Source organism: Microbacterium sp. C-MGS6 (assembly GCF_058140415.1).
Genome location: NZ_CM176934.1, coordinates 2897636 through 2917250, shown reverse-complemented (window position 1 = coordinate 2917250; position 19615 = coordinate 2897636). Strand labels below are relative to the sequence as shown.

At 71.5% G+C, this 19615-nt stretch carries 24 protein-coding genes and 1 tRNA gene; 11 read left to right on the top strand and 14 right to left on the bottom strand.

The window, feature by feature from the left end; genetic code table 11:
• Nucleotides 1-27: 27 nt before the first annotated feature.
• Nucleotides 28-717, bottom strand: coding sequence for a DedA family protein (locus AC3B5L_RS14475; RefSeq protein WP_490095908.1), 690 nt, complete (start codon nt 715-717; stop codon nt 28-30).
• 204 nt (nt 718-921) lie between these two features.
• Between AC3B5L_RS14475 and AC3B5L_RS14470 the strand changes: the two genes are divergently transcribed.
• From AC3B5L_RS14470 to AC3B5L_RS14450, 5 genes are all read left to right on the top strand, one after another.
• Complete coding sequence (locus AC3B5L_RS14470; RefSeq protein ID WP_187662366.1) at nt 922-1071, top strand: hypothetical protein; 150 nt, start codon at nt 922-924, stop codon at nt 1069-1071.
• A gap of 49 nt (nt 1072-1120) precedes the next feature.
• The gene (locus AC3B5L_RS14465; protein WP_490095907.1) at nt 1121-2476 is read left to right on the top strand and encodes an aminotransferase class I/II-fold pyridoxal phosphate-dependent enzyme; all 1356 of its coding nucleotides are present in this window, start codon (nt 1121-1123) and stop codon (nt 2474-2476) included.
• Nucleotides 2473-3711 carry an aminotransferase class I/II-fold pyridoxal phosphate-dependent enzyme gene (locus AC3B5L_RS14460; protein ID WP_490095906.1) on the top strand — a complete coding sequence of 413 codons (1239 nt, stop codon included), beginning with the start codon at nt 2473-2475 and terminating at the stop codon, nt 3709-3711. Before AC3B5L_RS14465 ends, AC3B5L_RS14460 begins: the two co-directional genes overlap by 4 nt.
• A 13-nt stretch (nt 3712-3724) precedes the next feature.
• Nucleotides 3725-3795 (top strand) — tRNA-Cys (locus tag AC3B5L_RS14455).
• A 44-nt stretch (nt 3796-3839) separates the two neighbouring features.
• A complete protein-coding gene (locus AC3B5L_RS14450; protein ID WP_490095905.1) occupies nt 3840-4952 on the top strand; it encodes a DegT/DnrJ/EryC1/StrS family aminotransferase in 1113 nt (370 codons plus the stop codon).
• Between the two features lie 2 nt (nt 4953-4954).
• Here AC3B5L_RS14450 and AC3B5L_RS14445 read toward each other — a convergent pair whose 3' ends face one another.
• The gene (locus tag AC3B5L_RS14445) at nt 4955-5806 is read right to left on the bottom strand and encodes an AraC family transcriptional regulator (RefSeq protein ID WP_490095904.1); all 852 of its coding nucleotides are present in this window, start codon (nt 5804-5806) and stop codon (nt 4955-4957) included.
• A 124-nt stretch (nt 5807-5930) separates the two neighbouring features.
• Between AC3B5L_RS14445 and AC3B5L_RS14440 the strand changes: the two genes are divergently transcribed.
• Nucleotides 5931-6476 (top strand): carboxymuconolactone decarboxylase family protein, encoded by a 546-nt coding sequence (locus AC3B5L_RS14440; protein WP_268776613.1) that lies wholly within the window; start codon nt 5931-5933, stop codon nt 6474-6476.
• Between the two features lie 59 nt (nt 6477-6535).
• Here AC3B5L_RS14440 and AC3B5L_RS14435 read toward each other — a convergent pair whose 3' ends face one another.
• Nucleotides 6536-7249, bottom strand: a complete 714-nt coding sequence (locus AC3B5L_RS14435) for a glutamine amidotransferase (protein ID WP_490095903.1) — start codon at nt 7247-7249, stop codon at nt 6536-6538.
• A 26-nt stretch (nt 7250-7275) separates the two neighbouring features.
• Between AC3B5L_RS14435 and AC3B5L_RS14430 the strand changes: the two genes are divergently transcribed.
• A complete protein-coding gene (locus AC3B5L_RS14430; protein ID WP_363446628.1) occupies nt 7276-7956 on the top strand; it encodes an HAD-IA family hydrolase in 681 nt (226 codons plus the stop codon).
• Here the strand turns inward: AC3B5L_RS14430 and gabT are convergent.
• Nucleotides 7940-9283, bottom strand: coding sequence for a 4-aminobutyrate--2-oxoglutarate transaminase (gabT, locus tag AC3B5L_RS14425; protein ID WP_490095902.1), 1344 nt, complete (start codon nt 9281-9283; stop codon nt 7940-7942). The two genes, AC3B5L_RS14430 and gabT, sit on opposite strands and share 17 nt — an antisense overlap.
• 73 nt (nt 9284-9356) lie before the next feature.
• Between gabT and AC3B5L_RS14420 the strand changes: the two genes are divergently transcribed.
• Nucleotides 9357-10136, top strand: coding sequence for a YggS family pyridoxal phosphate-dependent enzyme (locus AC3B5L_RS14420; protein WP_490095901.1), 780 nt, complete (start codon nt 9357-9359; stop codon nt 10134-10136).
• A 7-nt stretch (nt 10137-10143) separates the two neighbouring features.
• On the opposite strand, the gene AC3B5L_RS14415 is transcribed toward AC3B5L_RS14420, so the two are convergent.
• The 6 genes from AC3B5L_RS14415 to AC3B5L_RS14390 form a co-directional block, all read right to left on the bottom strand.
• The gene (locus tag AC3B5L_RS14415) at nt 10144-10350 is read right to left on the bottom strand and encodes a CDGSH iron-sulfur domain-containing protein (RefSeq protein ID WP_187662356.1); all 207 of its coding nucleotides are present in this window, start codon (nt 10348-10350) and stop codon (nt 10144-10146) included.
• A complete protein-coding gene (locus AC3B5L_RS14410) occupies nt 10347-11393 on the bottom strand; it encodes an iron-containing redox enzyme family protein (protein ID WP_490095900.1) in 1047 nt (348 codons plus the stop codon). The genes AC3B5L_RS14415 and AC3B5L_RS14410 overlap by 4 nt, the downstream gene beginning before the upstream one ends.
• 108 nt (nt 11394-11501) lie before the next feature.
• Complete coding sequence (locus AC3B5L_RS14405) at nt 11502-12329, bottom strand: endo alpha-1,4 polygalactosaminidase (RefSeq protein WP_490095899.1); 828 nt, start codon at nt 12327-12329, stop codon at nt 11502-11504.
• A 38-nt stretch (nt 12330-12367) separates the two neighbouring features.
• Nucleotides 12368-13774, bottom strand: coding sequence for an MFS transporter (locus AC3B5L_RS14400; RefSeq protein WP_490095898.1), 1407 nt, complete (start codon nt 13772-13774; stop codon nt 12368-12370).
• A gap of 39 nt (nt 13775-13813) precedes the next feature.
• The gene (locus AC3B5L_RS14395) at nt 13814-14890 is read right to left on the bottom strand and encodes a carboxylate-amine ligase (RefSeq protein WP_187662352.1); all 1077 of its coding nucleotides are present in this window, start codon (nt 14888-14890) and stop codon (nt 13814-13816) included.
• Nucleotides 14891-14895: 5 nt separating this feature from the next.
• Nucleotides 14896-15162, bottom strand: a complete 267-nt coding sequence (locus tag AC3B5L_RS14390; RefSeq protein WP_187662351.1) for a DUF7218 family protein — start codon at nt 15160-15162, stop codon at nt 14896-14898.
• Nucleotides 15163-15283: 121 nt separating this feature from the next.
• Here AC3B5L_RS14390 and AC3B5L_RS14385 point away from each other — a divergent pair, with 121 nt between their 5' ends.
• Entirely contained in the window at nt 15284-15448 is a 165-nt protein-coding gene (locus tag AC3B5L_RS14385; protein WP_164498167.1) for a hypothetical protein, read from the top strand.
• Between the two features lie 69 nt (nt 15449-15517).
• On the opposite strand, the gene AC3B5L_RS14380 is transcribed toward AC3B5L_RS14385, so the two are convergent.
• On the bottom strand, nt 15518-15724 hold the full coding sequence (locus AC3B5L_RS14380; RefSeq protein WP_101848342.1) for a CsbD family protein: 207 nt from the start codon (nt 15722-15724) through the stop codon (nt 15518-15520).
• 191 nt (nt 15725-15915) lie between these two features.
• Between AC3B5L_RS14380 and AC3B5L_RS14375 the strand changes: the two genes are divergently transcribed.
• Nucleotides 15916-16317, top strand: coding sequence for a four-helix bundle copper-binding protein (locus AC3B5L_RS14375; protein ID WP_025102514.1), 402 nt, complete (start codon nt 15916-15918; stop codon nt 16315-16317).
• Between the two features lie 21 nt (nt 16318-16338).
• Here the strand turns inward: AC3B5L_RS14375 and AC3B5L_RS14370 are convergent, their stop codons facing one another.
• Nucleotides 16339-16686: a hypothetical protein gene (locus AC3B5L_RS14370; RefSeq protein WP_268776623.1), complete on the bottom strand. Its 348-nt coding sequence runs from the start codon at nt 16684-16686 to the stop codon at nt 16339-16341.
• Between the two features lie 291 nt (nt 16687-16977).
• On the opposite strand from AC3B5L_RS14370, the gene AC3B5L_RS14365 reads away from it, so the two are divergent.
• Nucleotides 16978-17472, top strand: a complete 495-nt coding sequence (locus AC3B5L_RS14365) for an FBP domain-containing protein (protein ID WP_366237490.1) — start codon at nt 16978-16980, stop codon at nt 17470-17472.
• Here AC3B5L_RS14365 and AC3B5L_RS14360 read toward each other — a convergent pair.
• Entirely contained in the window at nt 17469-18290 is an 822-nt protein-coding gene (locus tag AC3B5L_RS14360) for a PaaX family transcriptional regulator (protein ID WP_366237491.1), read from the bottom strand. The genes AC3B5L_RS14365 and AC3B5L_RS14360 overlap by 4 nt on opposite strands.
• Nucleotides 18280-19614 (bottom strand): kynureninase, encoded by a 1335-nt coding sequence (locus AC3B5L_RS14355; protein ID WP_490095897.1) that lies wholly within the window; start codon nt 19612-19614, stop codon nt 18280-18282. Before AC3B5L_RS14355 ends, AC3B5L_RS14360 begins: the two co-directional genes overlap by 11 nt.
• Nucleotide 19615: the final 1 nt, after the last annotated feature.

Genomic DNA, 19615 nt, shown 5'->3' with positions numbered 1-19615 from the left:
GACACGAAGCCGCGCGGGGGAGGGGCCTCAGGCCTGACCGTTGTCCTCTGCCCGCCGTGCCGCGGCTTCGCGCACGCGGCGGCGGATGCGCAGCGCGATGAACACCAGAAGCAGCAGGATGAGCACGCCGACGACCACATCGGAGATCACGCCGCTCCACTGCTCGAGGATCGGCCGGATGGCGGGGCCGAAGGCGAAGCCCAGGCCGATCCAGATGCCGTTCCAGACCGCCGAGCCGACCAGCGTGTACAGCGTGAACTTCCACAGCGCCATGCGCTCGATGCCGGCCGGGATCGAGATGAACGAGCGCACGAGGGGCACGCAGCGACCGAACAGCACGGCACCGCCGCCCCAGCGCGCGAAGAACGCCTCGGCCTTGTCGAAGTCGTCGTGGTCGAGAAGGGGGATGCGTCCGACGATGCGCCGTGTGCGGTCCCGGCCCACGGCCGCGCCGAGTGCATACCAGATCCATGCACCGACGAGTCCGCCGATGGTGGCCGCGGCCCAGGCGCCCCAGGCGTTCATCCGCCCGTCGTAGGCAAGGAATCCCGCCGCCGGGAGGATCGCCTCCGAGGGGATCGGCGGGACGAACGTCTCGATGAGCACGGCGAGGCCGACGCCGACCTCGCCCAGGGTCTCGATCAGGCTGAGCACCCAGCCGATGAATCCGTCGTAGCCGGGGGCGGAAGCGGCGAGGGGGAGAGTGCCGGGGGTCATCGTGTCCTCTGTCGGGGGATCGCGGTGATCGTGCGGGATGCGGGAGGAGATCCGTGGGGACCGACCGCTCCTGAACGGTAACCGGTGTACCTGGGCTCCGCCTGCGTGCATCGGGAGCCGGGCCACCGGAGGCGGCGTTGTCAAGGTGCTCGCTCCGGCAGCGCGGCGGGCCGATCATGGAGTCCCATCAACCGAGGAGGCATCATGACCGATCCGCGACAGGACGAGACGACCGGATTCCACGGCGAGCCCCCGACCGCGAACAACGGGGAGGGCGACGCGCCCGAGGTCGACGTGACCGACCTGGAGCCTGAGGAGATCGAGGACGGCGTGGAGGTCGACGACCGCCCCTGATCCCCGGGGAGATTTTGACATAGGTCAAAATCTCCCCTACCGTCGAGTCATGGCAGCGGCGGAGAGCAGAAACGACGAGACCGACGGGATCAGCGGCGTCACCGCCGCGGAGATCTCGGAGAGCGTGCGCGACCTCGTCGAACGGGGGACGCTCGTCGCCGGGGACCGCTTGCCGCCGGTCCGCACGCTGGCCGAGCGGCTCGGCGTCAATCGCAACACTGTGCTCGCCGCCTACCGCGCACTCGTCACCGCCCGTATCGCGACCACCGGCGGGCGCACAGGGACGACCGTGCTCGGACCCGCCGCCACGCCGGACGAGGGCTTCACGCCCGGAACCGCGCTCCGCGACATCGCCAACGGCAACCCTCAGGCGGCCCTCCTTCCCGACCTCGCCGCCGCTCTCGCAGCCGTGCACCCGAGCCCCGTCCTCTACGGCGAGTCGGTGATCGATGCCGGTCTCGCCGAGTGGGCGACCCGATGGATCGCGGAGGACCAGCCTCGCCCCTTCCGCCTTTCGGTCACCGCCGGGGCGGTCGACGCGGTGGAGCGCCTGCTCGCTCAGACGCTCGTGCACGGCGACCGGGTGGGTCTCGAGGATCCGTGCTTCCTCTCGAGCATCCAGACCGCGCGTCTGGCGGGGTACACGCCCGTCGCGATACCCGTCGACGACGAGGGCATGACCGTGGAGGGCGTGCGTGACGCTCTGGAGAGCGGTGTGCGCGCGATCGTCTGCACGCCCCGCGCGCACAACCCCACCGGGGTCAGCATCAGTCCCGCGCGTGCCGCGGCGCTGCGCGAGGTGCTCGCTCCGCACCCCCACGTCCTGGTGATCGAGGACGACCACTTCTCGCTGCTCGCCCCGACTCCGTACGCCACCGTCATCGGACCGGGCCACGAACGGTGGGCTCTCGTGCGGTCGGTGTCCAAGTTCCTCGGACCCGACATGCGGCTGGCCCTCACCGCGTCCGACCCCGTCACCGCCGAGCGCCTCGCCCTCCGGCTCAGCCCCGGCACGATGTGGGTGAGCCACGTCATGCAGCAGCTCGCCGCGACCATGCTCCGTGACGAAGACGTGCACCGGCTCATCGCGGAGGCGGGGGCCCGATACGCCGCGCGCAACAGGTCCTTCGCCGCGCTCGTCTCCGCCCGTGGATCGGCCGTCACCGCGGAGAGCGGTCTGAATGCGTGGGTCGATGTCCGCGAGGAGGCCGCGGTCGTCGCCGAGCGGCTCGCGCACCGCGGATGGCTCGTTCGACCGGGGTCCGAGTTCGCGCTGGAGGACGGCTCGACCGGCGGCCACCATCTGCGTCTGACGGTGCACGACCTCGACGACGCCGACCTGCGACGACTGGCCGACGACATCGCCGCCGCTTCCGGTCCGGCCGAGGCCGAGGGGGACGAATGACGGCCAGGGCCCCGTTCCGGATCGGCCGATCATCGCGCCTGGACGGCGTGCTCTACGACCTGCGGGGTCCGGTGGCCGAGCGTGCGGCCGAGTTGGAAGCCCGCGGCGAGCAGATCCTCCGCCTGAACATCGGCAACCCGGCCCCGTTCGGTTTCGAGGCGCCGCCGGTCATCGTGGAGGCCCTGCGCGAGGCTCTTCCGCACGCCCATGGGTACTCGGAATCACCGGGCCTTCCGGAGACGAGGGAGGCGATCCGCGTGCACTACTCGCGCCGGGCCGGGTTCCCGTCCCTCGGGATCAAGGCGGTGACCGTCGGCAACGGCGTGTCCGAGCTGGTGGGTCTCACGTTGCAGGCGCTGCTGGAGCCGGGCGACGAGGTCCTCATCCCGAGTCCCGACTATCCGCTGTGGACCGCATCGACTGTCCTCGCCGGGGGTGAGCCCGTGCACTACCGCTGCGCGGAGGAGGCCGGGTGGCTCCCGGATCTCGAGGCCATGGCGGCGGCGATCGGCCCACGGACCGTGGCCATCGTCATCATCAACCCGAACAACCCCACCGGCGCGGTCTACCCGCGGGAGACCCTGGAGGGCGTGACGGAGCTCGCCCGTCGCCATGGTCTGCTGCTGCTGTCGGACGAGATCTACGACCGTGTCGTGTACCCCGGATTCACGCACGTCTCCACGGCGCAGGTCGCCCCCGACGTGCCCTGCGTCACCTTCGCCGGCCTGTCGAAGACGCACCGCGTCGCCGGGTATCGGGCCGCCTGGGCGTTGACGACCGGGTTCGCTGCCGATGACCCCTTCCTCTCCGGTCTGCGGCTGCTCGCCTCGATGCGGATGTGCGCGTCCGTGCCGGCACAGCACGCGATCACGGCGGCCCTGGAGCACGACGCATCGCTCGACGCGCTCGTCTCGGCCGAGGGGCGGCTGACAATGCAGCGCGACGCCGCCACGGCCGCGCTCCGAGCCATCCCCGGCGTCGACGTGCAGGAGGCGGGTGGCGGGCTCTACCTCTTCCCGCGCCTCGACCCTGAGGTGTTCGGCATCCGTGACGACGAGCGTCTGGTGCTCGACTTCCTCGACGCGGAGCACATCCTGCTGGTGCACGGCCGCGCCTTCAACGGCGCCGACGCCGATCACGTGCGCCTGGCCTTCCTGCCCGAGGCCGACACGCTGATCGATGCGGTGCAGCGCTTCGGTCGCTTCCTGCAGGGGTACTCGCCGCCGGGGGCGTGAGGACACCTGACCCGGTGGAGTGACCGAGTGGCCAGGTCGCGGTCCGCAAGACCGTGCACGCAGGTTCGATTCCTGCCTCCACCTCCGATCCGGCTCGCGACGAGCCGTTCCCGACGAAGGACATACCCATGCAGAAGGACTTCATCCCGGCCGCCGCGCCGCTCATCGGCGACGACGAGGTGGCAGCCGTCGAACGCGTGCTCCGCAGCGGCATGCTCGCCCAGGGCCCCGAGGTGGCGGCGTTCGAGCGCGAGTTCGCGACGCAGTTCGTGGAGGGCCGCACCACCGTCGCGGTGAACTCGGGGACGAGCGGCCAGCTCCTGGGCCTGCTCGCCTCCGGTGTCGGCCAGGGCGACGAGGTGATCGTGCCGTCCTTCACCTTTGCGGCGGTGGCGAACTCCGTGGTCCTGGCCGGCGCGACGCCGGTGTTCGTCGACATCGAGCCGAGGCACTTCACGCTGGATCCGGCGCGGGTCCGTGCCGCCGTCACCGCCCGCACGAAAGGCATCATGCCGGTGCACCTGTACGGGCATCCGTTCCTCGTGGACGACATCGAGGAGGTCGCCAGGGACCATGGCCTGGACATCTACGAGGACGCCGCGCAGGCCCACGGTGCCGCCTGGCGAGGCCGGCCGGCCGGGACCATCGGCAGGTTCGGCATGTTCAGCCTCTACCCGACGAAGAACATGACGGCGATCGAGGGCGGCATGGTCTCGTGCGTCGATGAGCAGGTCGCGCGCCGGGTCCGACTGCTGCGCAACCAGGGTATGGAGACCCAGTACGCGAACGAGCTCGTCGGCTACAACAACCGGATGAGCGAGGTGCACGCCGCGGTCGGTCGGGTGCAGCTCGGGCGGGTCGCCGCCTGGACCCGCCAGCGCCAGGAGAACGCCGCATTCCTCGACGCCGCGCTCGCCGGCATCGACGGGCTCACCGTGCCTGCGGTCGCGGAGGGCGCCGAGCACGTCTACCACCAGTACACGGTGCGGGTCGCCGCGGGGGAGCGCGACCGGGTGCGCGACGCACTCCGCGACGAACACGGGGTGGGCTCCGGCGTCTACTACCCGATCCCGAACCACCGGCTGCCCTCGCTGGCGCGCTTCGCGCCGGCCGACGAGCTTCCGGAGACCGAACGGGCAGCGCAGGAGGTGCTCTCCCTCCCCGTGCACCCTTCGCTCACGGCCGGCGACCTCGACCGGATCGTGACCGGGGTCGCTGCCGTGATGTCAGCCGGCGGCTGAGCTCAGGCGGCGAGGCCGAGCCAGGCCCGCGGAGAGCGACCGAGCCGCTGGGCGAACGCGCGGGAGAAGGCGGAGGCGCTCGCATAGCCGAGGTCGGCGGCCACAGCGCTCACGGACATCCCCGCACGGAGCTGTTCCTGGGCGATCGTGAGACGCCACTCGGTGAGGTAGTCGCCCGGCGCTCGGCCCACGACCTCCTTGAAGCGCGCCGCGAAGGCGCTGCGCGACATCGCGGCGGTCCGCGCGAGAGTGTCGAGCGTCCACGGCTCGCCGGGGGCCTCATGCATCGCCACGAGGGCGGGTGCGAGGCGTTCGTCCGCAAGGCCGGGCAGCAGCCCCGGCGGGAGGGTGAGATCGCCGGAGTGGTCGAGCATCCAGCGCAGGAGCTGGATGAGCACGACCTCGAACATCCGGTCTGCCAGCAGCGGACGCCCGCAGCGCACGTTGTCGACCTCGGCGAACAGGAGGTCCAGCGCGGGGGCGAGGGTGGACACCTCGTCGAGCGGCAGGACGATCACCGAGGGGAGGGTGCGGACGAGCGGGTGCGTGACTCCGCCGTCGAAGTCGATCGTCGCGCAGGCGAAGTCGGATTCATCGGTCGGGGCGTTGAGGAAGGTGTGGTCGACGGGGCGGGGGAAGAACAGCAGGCTCGGACGGGTGATCGTCTCGCGCTCGATGCCGCCGTCCGGGCGCTGGTGCGTCACCTCCATCTCGCCGCGACGCAGCACGTGGAGGAAGCCGTGGCCCGCACTCGCGGCGAAGACCGTGGTCCCGCACAGGGGTCCGGTGTGGAACAGGCGGCTGCGCACCCGGAAGCGGTCGAGCAGCGGGGTGAGGCGGTCGAGCGGTGGCATGCTTCCATTCTTCTGGACGATATGTCACGAACGCAAGACCAGATGATGCGTATCGTACTGCGCGGCGAGCAAGACTGAGGGGGAAGCCGAATCCGGCCCTTCCCGAAACACAAAGGAGCAACCCATGCCCAACGTCCCTCTCGTCGACCGTGAGACCGCCACCGGCCCCGTCAAGGAGCAGCTGGAGCAGATCGGCTCCGCCTTCGGCGCCGTCCCCGCCATGTTCCGCGCGGTCGCGAACTCGCCCGCCGCGCTCACCAGCATGTGGAGCGCTTTCGGCGCCTACGGTGGGGGCACGCTCGGCGCGGCCCTCGGTGAGCAGATCGCGGTCGCGGTCGCGAACCGCAACTCCTGCGGCTACTGCCTCGCGGCGCACACCGCGCTCGGCAAGAAGGCGGGCCTCACGACCGAAGCGCTCGCCGAGGCCCAGGCCGGCAACTCCGACGACCCTCGTACGGCCGCTCTGCTGGCCTTCGCGCTCAAGCTCGTCGAGGAGCGGGGTCAGGTGACCTCGGCGGACGTCGACGCTCTCCGCGCGCACGGCTGGAGCGACGAGCAGATCGTCGAGACCATCGGCCAGGTCGCGCTGAACCTCTTCACGAACTACGTGAACATCGCGCTCGACGTGCCGATCGACTTCCCGACGGTGCCGCTGCGTCGCGCCGCCTGAGGTCGAGGAGAGCAGAGGCCGGATTCGCTGGGGGTCCGGCCTCTTCCCCTGCCCGCCTGCTACGCCTCGACCTCGTCGAGCCAGTCGCTCAGCACACGGATGGCGAGGGCCTCGAGCCGCGGGCCGTGCCGCTGCGCCTGCTCCCGGATCGTCCGCGGGTCGATGCCGTGGTGATGGAGCTCGTGCGCGTGACCGACGAGCCAGCGCTCGATGACGCGGTGGTCGGCTTCCAGGTGGAACTGGAGTCCGAGCGCGCGCGCGACGGCGAAGGCCTGATGGGGGAAGCCGGGCGTGTGCGCCAGGGAGTGCGCCCCGGCGGGGATCGCGAACTCGTCGCCGTGCCAGTGCAGCACGGGCTCGCCGTCGAGAGGGGCGAGGACGGACTCCCGGCCCTCGGGGGTGAGTGCGAGCGGGCCGTAGCCGATCTCGACGGCCCCGGTCGGGCGTACCTCTGCGCCCAGAGCCTCGGCCAGGAGCTGGGCGCCGAGACAGACGCCGAGCGTGGCGCCGCCCGTGGCGAGCCGGGTCGCGAGAGCTGCCTTCGAGGAGTGCAGGAAGGGATACCGATCCTCGTCGTACACGCCGATCGGTCCGCCGATGACGAGGAGCAGGTCCGTGCCAGCGACGGCGTCCGGGTCGATCGCGTCGATGCCGGCGTCGAGCAGGGTGGTCTCGTAGCCGCGCGCCGCCAGCAGCGGGGCGAGGATCCCGAGGTCTTCGAAGGGGACGTGGCGGACGGCGATCGCCGTCCGGGGCGTGCGGGACGCGGACATGCACTCTCCTCGGATAGATTTGACCTATGCCAAAACTAGCACACGAGGTTCGAGGTGCCGAGGTGATCGTGCGCGCCGCGGGGGTCCTGTTCGACTGCGACGGCGTGCTGGTGGATTCCGTCCCCTCGGCGGCGATCGCGTGGGACGCCTGGGCGCTCAGGCACGCCCCGGGATTCGACTTCCTGCGGGACGCGCCTCATGGCATGCGGCCGAGTGAGGTGGTCGCGGCGATCGTGGGGCCGGAACGGGCGGCCGAGGCGACGGCCGACCTCCTCGCTCGGGAGCTCGCCGTCGCCCCGGCGACGACCGGGATCCCCGGCGCCGCTGCCCTGCTCGCGGCGCTGCCCCCCGAGGTGTGGGCGGTCGCGACGAGCAGCAACCGAGCTGTCGCGGCCGCCCGGATGGGTGGAGCGGGCATCCCGGCGCCCGCGGTGCTCGTCGCCTCCGAAGACGTGGACAGAGGCAAGCCGGCGCCCGACCCGTACCTCCGCGCCGCACGGCTCCTCGGGCGGGACCCGGGGGAGTGCGTGGTCTTCGAGGACTCGGCGCCGGGGGTCAGCGCGGCGCGAGCGGCCGGTGCCGGCCTCGTGGTCGGGGTGGGCGCAGGCTCCGGGGCGGCCGACCCCGACCTGGTCGTGCACGACCTCGCCCGCGTGCGGTGGAGCGGGGAGGCGCTGTGCCTCCGCGTGCTCAGCGGAGCGCGCTGAGGGCCTCGTCGATCACGTCCACGGCGACGTCGAGCTGCTCGTCGGTCGTGGTCAGAGTGGGGAGGAAGCGGATCACGTTGCCGTCGCTGCCGGCAGTGAGGAGCAGGATGCCGCGCTGGGCGGCGAACTCCGCGATCATGGAGGCGGCCCCGGCCAGCGGTCGCGTCGTCCCGGGGGTGCTCAGCTCGAAGGCCTGCATGGCGCCGACCCCGCGCACGTCGCCGATGACCGCATGGCGAGTGCGCAGACCCTCGAGTCGGGCGGACAGGTGGGCGCCGATCCGACGGGCGTCGGCGAAGAAGGTCCCGTGCTCGAGCTCGTCGAACACTGCGAGGGCGGCGGCGATCGAGACCGGGTTGCCGCCGAATGTGCCGCCGAGGCCGCCAGGGTCGGGCGCGTCCATGATCTCGGCGCGGCCGGTCACCCCGGCCAGGGGCAGCCCGCCGGCGATGCCCTTCGCCGTGAGCACGAGGTCCGGCACGAGGTCGAAGTGCGTGCTCGCGAACCACGTCCCGGTGCGCCCGAGGCCCGTCTGGATCTCATCGGCGATGAACACCACGCCGTTCTCCGTGCACCACTCCTGCAGGGCGGGGAGGTAGCCCTCGGCCGGGACGACGAAGCCGCCCTCGCCCTGGATGGGCTCGGCGATGACGGCCGCGAGGTCGTGGACGCCGATCCGCTGTTCGAGATGGGCGATCGTGCGCGCGGCGGCTTCCTCGCCGTCGAGGCCGTCGCGGTAGGGGTACGAGTTGGGGACGCGGTGGACATCGGGCGCGAACGGACCGAACCCGGTGCCGTACGGCGCCGCCTTGTGGTTCATCGCGAGTGCGAGGTTGGTGCGCCCGTGGAACGCGTGATCCAGGGCGGCGACGGCGCGCCGTCCCGTGTGCCTCCGGGCGATCTTGACCGCGTTCTCGACGGCTTCGGCGCCGGAGTTCGCGAAGGCCGTGCGGGTCTCGTGGGTGCCGGGGACCTTTTCCGCGAGCAGTTCGGCGAGGCGCACGTAGCCCTCGTAGGGGGTGACGGTGAAGAGCGTGTGCGTGACCCGGTCGAGCTGTTCCGCCGCGGCGGTGACGGCTGCGAGATTGGTGTGGCCGATGGTCGTCACGCCGATCCCGCTGCCGAGGTCGAGGAAGCGGTTGCCGTCGACGTCGGTGACCCAGGGGCCGTCGGCGTGCTCGATGTAGACGGGGAGCACGCTGCCGACGCCGCGCGGGACGACCCGTTGCCGGCGCTCGTGCAGCGCCCGGCTCTGCGGCCCTGGCACCTCGGTGCGCAGGCGCGGGGTCGACAGGGCGGTGTCCGAGAACAGGCCGGGTGCGGACATGGGCGGGCTCCTTCGTGAAGGGGGTGTCGGCGGGTACGCGACGTGGTGTCGAAGCTATGTTAGATTTTGACCTATGTCAAAGATCGAGCGTGTGGGGGAGAGCGCCGAGCGCTACCCGACGGCCTTCACCGCTGCGGACTTCCGCGCCAACGTCGCCGACGTCCGCGCCCGCATCGACGCCGCCGCGGAGCGCGCAGGACGCGACCCCGGTGAGGTGCACCTGCTCCCGGTGAGCAAGACGGTGCCGACCGATCGGGTGCGGGTGGCCATCGACGCCGGGCTGTGCCGACTCGGCGAGAACAAGGTGCAGGAAGCCGTGCGCAAGCACCGGGAGACTGCCGACCTCGATGTGGACTGGGTGGTCATCGGCCACCTGCAGACGAACAAGGCCAGGGATGTCGCCTCCTTCGCCGCCGAGTTCCAGGCGCTCGACCGGCTGCGGGTCGCCGAGGCTCTCGACCGGCGCCTGCAGGCCGCGGGGCGCAGCCTCGACGTGTACGTGCAGGTGAACACCTCGGCCGAGGACTCGAAGTTCGGGATGCCGCCGGAGGAGCTTCTCGACTTCCTGAAGGCGTTGCCCTCGTACGGTGCTCTCCGCGTGCGCGGCCTGATGACGCTGGCGCTGCTCACACCGGACGATGCCCGGGTGCGGGAATGCTTCGCGATGCTGCGGACCCTCCGTGACAGAGCACGTGAGGAGAACCCCGAACTCATCGGCGACGGCGCCCTGTCGATGGGTATGTCCGGGGATTACGAGATCGCCGTCGAGGAGGGCGCGACGTGCGTGCGGGTCGGGCACGCGATCTTCGGTGCGCGCGCCGTCCCGGATAGTCACTACTGGCCGGAGGGCTGACGCCCGCTCAGTCCTCGGTGCGGAAACCGGCCGCCTTGTGTGTGCCGTCGCAGAAGGGCTTGAGCGCGGAGAGCCCGCAGCGGCACAGGGCCACCGTGCGTCGACGCGGGTCGATCACCGTGCCGTCGCTCGCGTGCAACTCGATCTCTCCGCGCACCAGGAGGGGGCCGTCCGGGTACGCCGTGACGGTGACCGGCTCGTCCCGGGCGGTCATGCCGTCGTCCTCTCCCGCAGCGCCGAGCGGCCCTCGGTCCACGCGTCGAGGGTGTGCGCACCCGCCCAGCCGTCGACCGTGAGGCACGCGGCCGCGCCGAACAGGATGTCTGCGAGCAGCTCCGGACGGTCCTCGGCGAGGCTGCCCGCGAGGTCACGGGCGGCGATCTGCTCGTGCACCGCGTCGGCCTCCACGTGCTCCTCGAAGTATGCGGCGACATCGTCGGCGAACCCCAGCCGGTGCAGGCCGTCGGCGTAGAAGCGGCACGGGATCGACGAGGTCATCTCGTAGGCGGCGAGGTGACCCACGATTGCGCCCACGAGGCGGCGGTTGAGGCCGAACAGGCTCATCATGTTGTGCGAGGCGAGCGTGATCGCGGGGGCGTCGTCGACGTAGGCGCCGTATGCGTCGTCGAGTCCGGCGGCGCGAAGGGCGCGGGCGTAGAGCTCCGCGTGCACCCGCTGCGGTCGGCCGCCGCCGTACTCGTCCGACTGGATCTCCACCAGCGCCGCCTTGGGGCGGCCGGTCAGCCGTGGGATCGCCCAGGAGTGCGGATCGGCCTCCCGCAGCGTGTACACGGAACGGAGGATCAGCGACTCCTCGGCCTGCTCGCGGGTGGCCTTCCTGGCGATGTGCCGCGACAGGCTGGGGCCCGTGTCCGCAGCGGCGAGGGCGAACAGGGCGCGCCCCACGGCGTCGACTGTCGGCTCCGGAAGCTCGGGCACGGGCACGGTCTCGCGCAGTGCGGCCTCGAAGGCGTCCTCGAGGATCCGGCGCGCGGTGACCACCCCGGCCTCCCACTCCAGCGCCGCATCGAGCTGCGGCAGCGAGCCGTACGAGGACGCATAGAGGACGAAGAGGGCGAGCTGGATGTCGTCGTCCCGGACCACATCGCTGCTCTCAGCGACGGCTGTGGTGGCGAGGTCGGGCAGGGCGGCGGCGTCCTCGCCGCGACCGGTGAGGACGTCGAGGACGGCGCCCGACAGAGGACCGCGCGGCGAGAAGGCGACGGCGGTATCGGGGTCGAGGGTGGAAACGGTCATGAGGAGGGGCTCCCATCGAGTCGATCACCGATATCCTCGTCCGCGCGAACGGGGGCCACCAGGGACTTGACGCCGAGGCGCTCGGCAGGCAAGCGCCTCCGTCGATCGTCAGGGGCACCCGGCGAAGACGTACTCCTCGTCGTCCGGCGTGACGAGGTCGCGATCGCGGAGCACGAGGGATGCCGGGGCGTCCGGGTCGGCGCACAGCTCCGCGAACGACCGCGGGAGCTGGTCGGTGTACTCGATGTCGATCACGTGCGGCCCGTAGACCGCGGTGTATGCGCCGCACTCGGCGTACGCGGCGCACTCCTCCGTCACGGCGAAGTCGAAGCCCGCGCGCTCCTTCAGGGCCTCCGCATGCTCGGCAGCGTTCTTCTGTCCGGCGGCGAGCCCGACGCCGTGCGCCGCGTCGACGAGGAGCTCTGCGAGCGCGAGGTTGTGGTCCAGAGTCAGGAGGCCGAGCGAGCGTGAGAAGGAGTCGAGGTTGTCGAACTCGACCGCCTGGAAGCCGGAGTCCGCGCAGCCCTCGATCCCGGGGATCACGATCTCCGCGATGCGGGACCGCTGCGCTGCGCTGCCGGTATCCAGAAGGGCCTCATCGGGCCAGTCCGGGTCGAAGACCACATCGTCACCGTCATGCAGGAGGAGGTCGTCGGGCCACTCGGCGAGCTCGCCCGGCTGGGTCTGGAATCCGTTGACGTAGCAGACGGAGTAGAGTCCCGCGACCGGCTCCGCGCTGCGGTCTCGCCCGACGATGCCCACGCCCTCGGCCGGATCGTACGCGCCGCCGAGCTGGTAGTCCGGAAGGGCTCCGGCCGGAGGAAGCACGACGCCGGCCGATGACCCCGTTCCCTCCGCAGGGAGGGCGGTCGGGGCGGCGCAGCCGGCGAGAGCGAGGATCCCCATAGCGACGCACGCCGCCGGCGTCAGGGACACGCGTGCCGTTCTTCGACCGCGTCGAGAGCGCGGCGCGGTCATCGCGGCTGAGGCGTCGGCTGCGCGGGGGCGTCGACCGGCGGCGCCGCCGCCTCCGAGGGGTTCCGGCGGATCCCGATCCACGACACGACGCCGCCGAGCACGAGGAGCACCGCGGTGACCCAGGCGGCGTTGTGGAACCCGTCGAGGTCGAGGGAGCCGCCGACGATGGTCGACAGCATCGCGACGACCAGCAGCCCCGCGACGCGGGAGACGGCGTTGTTCACGGCGGAGGCGATGCCGGAGTGGTTCTCGTCGATGGCCCCGAGGATCGCGGCCGTCAGTGGGGCGACGGTGAGCGACAGGCCCAGCCCCATCACGATCATGGCCGGGAGCACCTGCGCCCAGTAGTCGAAGGCGGTGTTCACGGTCAGCAGCATCAGCGCTCCGACGGCCATGATCAGCGGCCCGACGGTCATGAAGATGCGCGGGCCCCAGCGCCCCGCCCACCCGCCGGCGCGGGAGCTCAGCAGGATCATCAGGATCGTCATCGGCAGGCTCGCGAGTCCCGCCGCCGTCGCGCTGAGTCCCGCCCCCTGCTGGAGGTAGACGCCGACGACGAAGCCGTTGAGCGAGAGCGCGGCGTAGACGAAGAGCGTGGCGAGGTTGCCCCACCCGAAGTCGCGCACCCTGAACAGCCAGAGCGGCATGAGCGGCGTGGCCGAGCGGCCCTGCCGCCACAGGAAGACGGCGAAGAGCGCGGCCCCGACCACGGCGGGGATCCAGATCGCGGGGGAGGCCCACCCGAGGTTCGGCTGCTCGATGAGGGCGAACACGATGGCGCCCAGGCCCAGCGCGCACAGTGCTCCGCTCCACCAGTCCACCCGGACGCTCCGAGGGTGCTCCGGCAGGTGCAGGCGGGCGAGCAGCACCAGCGTCACTCCGATGGGGAGGACGTTGATGAGGAACACGAAGCGCCAGGAGAGGAAGTCGACGAAGAGCCCGCCGAGGAGGGGGCCGACCAGTTGGGCCGCCGTGGTGAAGGCGGTCCAGACGCCGATGGCCCTCGCCTGCAGGTCGCCGCGCATGGTCGCGGTGATGAGGGCGAGGGAGCTCGGGACGAGGAGGGCGCCGGCCGCTCCCTGCGCTCCGCGGGCCACGATCAGCATGAGCGGATCGATCGCTGCGGCGACCGCGACCGACGCGATGCCGAAGGCGATGAGCCCGATCCGCATCACCAGGACCCGGCCGTAGGCGTCGGACAGGGACCCGGCGAGCAGGATCAGCGCGCTGAGGGTGATGAGGTACGCGTCGACCACCCACTGCTGCGTGGTGATCCCGCCGCCCAGCTCTTCACTGATGGCGGGAAGCGCGACGTTCACCACCGTTCCGTCGAGGAACGTGACGAACGAGGCCAGCACGGCGATCGCGATGACGAGCCGCTGGAGCGGGGCGAAGGATGACACAGGCCGACCCTACTCCCGGGGTCGGACGCGAGGGGCCGGTCAGTCAGCCGATGTCCCGGTACCTTCCGCCAGCAGCCGTCGGAGTGCGGGGAGGCCGTCCCGTCCGTGCGCCGCGCGCTGCCGCGCCGCGCCGGTGCCGTCCGCCCGCATCCGGGCGAGTCCCGCTCGCACGGTGTCCGCATCGCCCTGCTCGTCCAGCACCGGGCCGATGTCGTCGAGCAGGTGCTCGGCCACGGTCCAGGCCGGGGCGACCTCGCCCGTGAGCGGATCCAGGATGCGGGCCGTCATCCCCGCTCTCGACGCCATCCAGATCGACGCGTCGATCGTCTCCGTCTCGTCGGCGACGATCCGCTGCGCGGACGACAGGGCGATGCCGCGGGTCAGCAGCGCGGAGAGAACGGCGTCCTCCGCGGTGAGCTGCGTGTCCGCGACGCGCGCCTCGACCGTCGGGTAGCGCTCGGACAGGCGCACCGCCCAGGAGAGGGAGGTCGCCTCCCCGATGGTCCCGAGATCGAGGAGCTGGTCCACGCGCGTGCGGTAGTCGTCGACATCGGCGAACCGGGGCGGGCACCACGACGAGGGGAGCCGGCGGATGAGCATGCTCCGCCAGCTCGCGAAGCCGGTGTCGATGCCGTTGCCGAACGGACTGTTCGTACTGAGGGCGAGCAGCAGGGGCAGCCACGCGCGGAGTCGATTCAGCGCACGGACCCGCTCCTCCTCGTCCGGGACCTCGACGTGCACGTGCAGCCCGTTCACCTCGTGCTCGCGGGTGAGGTGCGCCAGGCGGCGCGCGACGTCGTCGTAGTGCGCCGACGGCGAGAGCCGGGGAGAGCGGAGAGTGGTGAACGGCGAGCCGGTCGGTGCCGCGATCGCGCGCCGCGCGCGGGCCTCCGCGCCGATGGCAGCCCGCAGCGTCGTCAGTTGCTGCAGGGCCTCGGCTCCGGTCCGCACCGGATCGGTGAGGGCCTCGAGCTGCGAGGCCAGGTACTCGGTGGTCACGCGTCCGGCGGCGACCTCGCCGCCGATGCGCTCCAGGATGTCACCGCTGAGGGCGACGGGGACGAGCGAATCCTCATCGAGCAGGAGGAACTCCTCCTCGATCCCGAAGCGCGTCATCCGGGTCAGTGGTTTCGCAGTTCGGAGATGAGCTCGGCCTTGCGCTTGCCGCTGTAGCCCGTGAGGCCCAGTTCCTTCGCGCGCTTCCGCAGCTCGGGGACGGTCCAGTCCTCGTAGTCACCGTGCTCCCCGCCGCGCCGACCGACCGAGCTGCGGCCGTCGCGTGCGGCGGCGTTCGAGATACGGGCGGCCTTCTCCTTCGAGGCGCCGTCGTCGCGGAGTTCCTCGTACAGTTCCGGATCCTTCAGGGAATTGTTGCGTCGTCCTGGCATTGCTCTGCTCCTTCGCGCATCGGGAGGCTCGAAGTCAACCCCCTCCAGGGAGGGTGTGGTTCGGGTCTAGCGTGGTGTCACCGCAGTCGGGCGCCCGCGCCCCCAGAGAAGGGAAAGACCGATGAACATCCTCCTGATCATCGTCATCGTCATCGCCGTGATCCTCGCGATCACCGGAGGACTGGTGCAGTCGCTCCAGTTCCTGCTGTGGGTCGGTCTGGTGCTCCTGGCCATCGCGGTGATCGCCTGGCTGATCCGAGCGATCACCGGCAGCCGCAAGGTCTGACCCGAGTGCGGAGGGGGAGGCTCGCCATCGGCGAGCCTCCCCCTCTTCATGGGTTCAGCGGGTGGGGGATCAGCGGTTGAACGCGTCCTTGACGCTGTCGCCGGCCTTGCCCGCGGCGTCCTTGACGTTCTCGCCGGCCTGCTTCGCGTCGGCCTTCACCTGATCCGCCTGGCCTTCGGCCTCGAGCTTCTCGTTGTCGGTCAGCTTGCCGAAGCCTTCCTTGGCCTTGCCACCCAGCTTCTCGGCGGAGTTCTTCATGTCATCTGCGCCACTCATAAGAGGCTCCTCTCCTTGACGGATCGATTGCTCTTCGAGCCTCCCACCAGCCCTCCGCACCGTCCACGGGATTGACATTCGCGCAGCGGCGTGTCAGCGTCCCGCGACCATCGACTCCCGTCCGCGCAGGGGTTAGCCTGGCGCCAGGCGGGTGTCCTGCCCGTCGTCCTCGACGAAGGGAGCGGTGTGCGATGGACGCGATGATGATGGGTGCCATGTCCAAGAACATGGAGTCGATGCCGGACATGGCGATGATGGACATGTCGGTGCTGCAGGCCTGCATGGATGCCTGCGCCGCCTGCGAGCAGGCCTGCACCGTGTGCGCGACCCAGGAGATGGACTGCGCTCCGGCCTGCATGAACTGCGCGGACATGTGTCACACGATGATGCGGTCGATGCTCCGCATGCAGGGGATGACGCCGGCCACGATGATGGCGATGCTGGACGCCTGCATCGCGATGTGCCAGATGTGCATGGACGAGTGCATGCAGCACGCCGATCACAGCGACGTCTGCCGGCTCTGCGCTCAGGCGTGTCAGGCCTGCATGAACGCCTGCATGGCGGTCCGCGACATGATGATGGCGAGCGCCTGACCCGAGGGGATCAGGGCATCGTCACACGACGGCGACGTTGAAGCGGGTGCGCCCGACGGCGAGGACGGCGTAGTCGAGGTGGAGGGCGACCGGGCTGCCGATCGCGGCCTCCAGCGCGGCGCCGGAGCCGTTCCACAGCGTGTGCGTGGTGCCGTCGAGCGTGCGGACGACGAGGTCTCCGGCGACCGGATCCGCCGCGATCACGAACGCGTCCGCCCACCCTGCCGGAGTCGCCGCCGCGAGGCGCTCCTGGATCAGGTGCAGGGCGTGGCCGGGTGCCGACGACGAGCAGCGGCCGCCGTTCCCGCACATGCACGTCGCACGCTCACGCACCTCGAGGGGCGGACGGCGGTGCAGCGGCGTGGACACGGGGACTCCTTCGGATCGGCGTCCCGCCAGAGTACGTCGACCGGGTCGGGATCCCGCAGCGGCCCCGACACGCGACGAAACAAACGGGTGTAGGCTCGCCGGGTGCTGTCGTCGATGAGCGCCCTCGGGGCGCGGAGCGGAGCTGCAGGCGCGTTCAGCGCCGCAGGCAGAGGCTGAGGACCGGCCGGAGGCGGAATCCCGTCCCCGGTGCTGCGTCGTACCCCGGCACCGTCCGGGTGATCCTCCGATCCGTCTCGCCGTTCCGGCGATCACACCGAAAGCTCTTCCCCCATGCGTCCCATCGACGAGCGCGCTCTGCGCGCCTCCTTCCGCAACGCCTCCCGCAAGGAGATCTCCGACATCACCCTGCCGCCCGGCTTCGCCGAGACGGACTTCGACCGGCTCGACTACCTCGGCTGGGTCGACCCGAAGCTGCCTCGTCGCTCCTACGTCGTCACGTGGATCGACGACGAGCCGGTCGGCGTCGTGCTGCAGCGCGCCGAGCAGCGCGTGCTCGCCCGCGCGCAGTGCTCCTGGTGCGAGGACGTGACGCTCCGCAACGACGTGCAGCTGTACGTCGCCCGCCGCGCCGGGGCCGCCGGTCGCAAGGGCGACACCGTCGGCGTGCTGGCGTGTGCGGAGTTCGGGTGCAATGTCGCGGTGCGCAGGCTCCCGCCGCTGGCCTATCCGGGGTACGACCGCGAGCTCGCGCGCGAGATGCGGATCGTGCGGCTGCAGGAGCACGTGACCGGGTTCGTCCGCGAGGTCGCCGGTCTGACCCTCTAGGCCGTCACGGCGCGCACGTGGGCGAGGGCGGGTGCCTCCCACGCCGCCGACAGCCGGGCGAACGCCTCGAAGCTGCGTCCGCCCGGCCAGTCGGCCGGCAGCATCGCCGGGGGCAGCCCGGGATCCGTGTAGGGCAGCACCCGCCACCGGTCGATGAGGTGCACGTAGGCCGGGAACGGCGCGTCGGGCAGGGCCGCGAGCGATGTCTGGAAGGCCTCGTGCTCGGCGCGCAGCCCGTCCAGGTCCCACCACGCCGCGGCGGCCTCGGCCAGGGTCCCTGCCGGGGCCGGGGCCGATGCGTCGAACAGGGTCGCCCAGCGCCGGGCATCCAGCTCGTCGAGGATCTGCTCCGCCTCCTCCCGGAGATGTCCGGGGCAGATCCACAGGGCGGGGGAGACGACGCCGGCGCCGATCCAGTGCAGTCGGCGCCGCAGCTGATGGCGCACGCTGCGTGCGCTCTCCGGGATCGAGAACGACACGAGACACCACGGATCGTCGTCGGTCATCTCCCGCATCCGGAAGATCCGGCGGTCGCCCCGCTCCAGCATCGGCACCGCCGCAGGGCTGAGGCGGTAGCCGATCGCGTCGCGGCGCTCGGGGAGGAGCAGACCCTTCTGCTTGAGACGGGCGATGCCCGTCCGGGCGGGAGCCGCCGGGATTCCGAGGTCGCCGGCCAGCGCCACGAGATCGGCAGCCGAGATCCAGCCGCCGAGCGGGCGCAGATACAGGCCGATCAGCGTGCGCAGGAGCGAGGCGGTGCTGCCGGGGCGGGCGTCGATGTCATCGAGCACCACCGGCGCCGCGGGGTCAGGAGACACCGGACTCCAGTGCGTCCCTCACCGCGAGCACCCCGGCGACGGTCTCGGCGTGCGACGTGCTCAGCGGCGACAGCCCGAGCCGGATCCCGTCCGGGAAGCGGAAGTCGGGGATGACGCCGTCGGCCCAGAGCCGCCGCGTGACGTCGCGGAAGTCCGGGTGGCCGATCGTGATGTGTCCACCGCGCAGCGCGGGGTCGCGAGGGCTGAGCAGGCGGACGTCCAGGGGCGCGAGCAGCTCGTCGTACGCCCGGACCGCGAGCGCGGTGAGCGACTCCGACTTCGCGCGCACGCCGTCGATCCCCGACTGTTCGATGAGGTCGATCATGCCCTGCATCGCGAGCATCGAGGTCACCGGCGGCGTGCCGCTGAGGAGCTGACGGATGCCGTCCGCCGGGACGTACTCTGGGCCCATGGCGAAGATGTCGGCGGCGCTCCACCAGCCCTGGATCGGCTGCCGCAGCACGCCCTGCAGGTCGTGGCGGAGGTAGGCGAACGCGGGCGACCCCGGGCCGCCGTTGAGGTACTTGTACGTGCAGCCGACCGCCATGTCGACGCCCCAGTCGTCGAGCTGCATCGGCACGACACCCGCCGAGTGGCAGAGGTCCCACATCATCAGTGCCCCGGCCTCGTGGACGACGGCGGTGATGCCCGGCATGTCGGCGAGGGCGCCAGAGCGGTAGTCGACGTGGCTGAGCGAGACGAGCGCCGTCCGCTCCGAGACCACGGCCGCGACGTCGTCGACCGTGACGCCGTGCACCGGATCGGGCGTGATCCAGCGCAGCGTGGCCCCCATCTCCGCCGCGACGCCTTCGGCGAGGAACCGGTCGGTGGGGAAGTTCCCCTCCTCGATCACGAGCTCCGTCCGCCCCGTGGGGCCCTGAGCCGCGCCCGTGGGTCCCTGAGCCGCGCCCGTGGGTCCCTGAGCCGCGCCCGTGGGTCCCTGAGCCGCGCCCGTGGGGCCCTGAGCCTGTCGAAGGGCGCCCCGCATGAGCTTGTAGATGAGGACGCTCGTGGAGTCGGAGACGACCGTCTGCCCCGCGCCCGCGCCGAGGGCGACGGCACCGATGCGGTCGCCGAGCTCCATCGGCAGCGCCATCCACTGCTCGTCCCAGGAGCGGATGAGACGGGTGCCCCAGTCCTCGCGCACGAACGCGGCGAGCTTCTCCGGCACGTCGCGCAGCGGGCGGCCGAGCGAGTTGCCGTCGAGGTAGGCCGTGACGCCGGGGGCCTCGACGAAGGCGTCGAGGTGGGCCGCGAGGGGGTCGGACGCGTCCAGGGCGCGGGCGGCATCGAGGAGGGCGGTGTCGGCGGAGCGGTCGGTCATG

Excerpts from the sequence above, each read along its gene's own strand:
- AC3B5L_RS14365 (WP_366237490.1), top strand. The coding sequence starts at position 16,978 with ATGCGTCCCATCGACGAGCGCGCTCTGCGCGCCTCCTTCCGCAACGCC.
- AC3B5L_RS14415 (WP_187662356.1), bottom strand. The coding sequence starts at position 10,350 with ATGACCGCCCGGGACGAGCCGGTCACCGTCACGGCGTACCCGGACGGC.
- AC3B5L_RS14375 (WP_025102514.1), top strand. The coding sequence starts at position 15,916 with ATGGACGCGATGATGATGGGTGCCATGTCCAAGAACATGGAGTCGATG.
- AC3B5L_RS14445 (WP_490095904.1), bottom strand. The coding sequence starts at position 5,806 with ATGCCACCGCTCGACCGCCTCACCCCGCTGCTCGACCGCTTCCGGGTG.
- AC3B5L_RS14460 (WP_490095906.1), top strand. The coding sequence starts at position 2,473 with ATGACGGCCAGGGCCCCGTTCCGGATCGGCCGATCATCGCGCCTGGAC.
- AC3B5L_RS14475 (WP_490095908.1), bottom strand. The coding sequence starts at position 717 with ATGACCCCCGGCACTCTCCCCCTCGCCGCTTCCGCCCCCGGCTACGAC.
- AC3B5L_RS14385 (WP_164498167.1), top strand. The coding sequence starts at position 15,284 with ATGAACATCCTCCTGATCATCGTCATCGTCATCGCCGTGATCCTCGCG.
- AC3B5L_RS14420 (WP_490095901.1), top strand. The coding sequence starts at position 9,357 with ATGTCAAAGATCGAGCGTGTGGGGGAGAGCGCCGAGCGCTACCCGACG.
- AC3B5L_RS14470 (WP_187662366.1), top strand. The coding sequence starts at position 922 with ATGACCGATCCGCGACAGGACGAGACGACCGGATTCCACGGCGAGCCC.
- AC3B5L_RS14410 (WP_490095900.1), bottom strand. The coding sequence starts at position 11,393 with ATGACCGTTTCCACCCTCGACCCCGATACCGCCGTCGCCTTCTCGCCG.
- AC3B5L_RS14355 (WP_490095897.1), bottom strand. The coding sequence starts at position 19,614 with ATGACCGACCGCTCCGCCGACACCGCCCTCCTCGATGCCGCCCGCGCC.
- gabT (WP_490095902.1), bottom strand. The coding sequence starts at position 9,283 with ATGTCCGCACCCGGCCTGTTCTCGGACACCGCCCTGTCGACCCCGCGC.
- AC3B5L_RS14430 (WP_363446628.1), top strand. The coding sequence starts at position 7,276 with ATGCCAAAACTAGCACACGAGGTTCGAGGTGCCGAGGTGATCGTGCGC.
- AC3B5L_RS14390 (WP_187662351.1), bottom strand. The coding sequence starts at position 15,162 with ATGCCAGGACGACGCAACAATTCCCTGAAGGATCCGGAACTGTACGAG.
- AC3B5L_RS14435 (WP_490095903.1), bottom strand. The coding sequence starts at position 7,249 with ATGTCCGCGTCCCGCACGCCCCGGACGGCGATCGCCGTCCGCCACGTC.
- AC3B5L_RS14450 (WP_490095905.1), top strand. The coding sequence starts at position 3,840 with ATGCAGAAGGACTTCATCCCGGCCGCCGCGCCGCTCATCGGCGACGAC.
- AC3B5L_RS14465 (WP_490095907.1), top strand. The coding sequence starts at position 1,121 with ATGGCAGCGGCGGAGAGCAGAAACGACGAGACCGACGGGATCAGCGGC.
- AC3B5L_RS14380 (WP_101848342.1), bottom strand. The coding sequence starts at position 15,724 with ATGAGTGGCGCAGATGACATGAAGAACTCCGCCGAGAAGCTGGGTGGC.
- AC3B5L_RS14440 (WP_268776613.1), top strand. The coding sequence starts at position 5,931 with ATGCCCAACGTCCCTCTCGTCGACCGTGAGACCGCCACCGGCCCCGTC.
- AC3B5L_RS14395 (WP_187662352.1), bottom strand. The coding sequence starts at position 14,890 with ATGACGCGCTTCGGGATCGAGGAGGAGTTCCTCCTGCTCGATGAGGAT.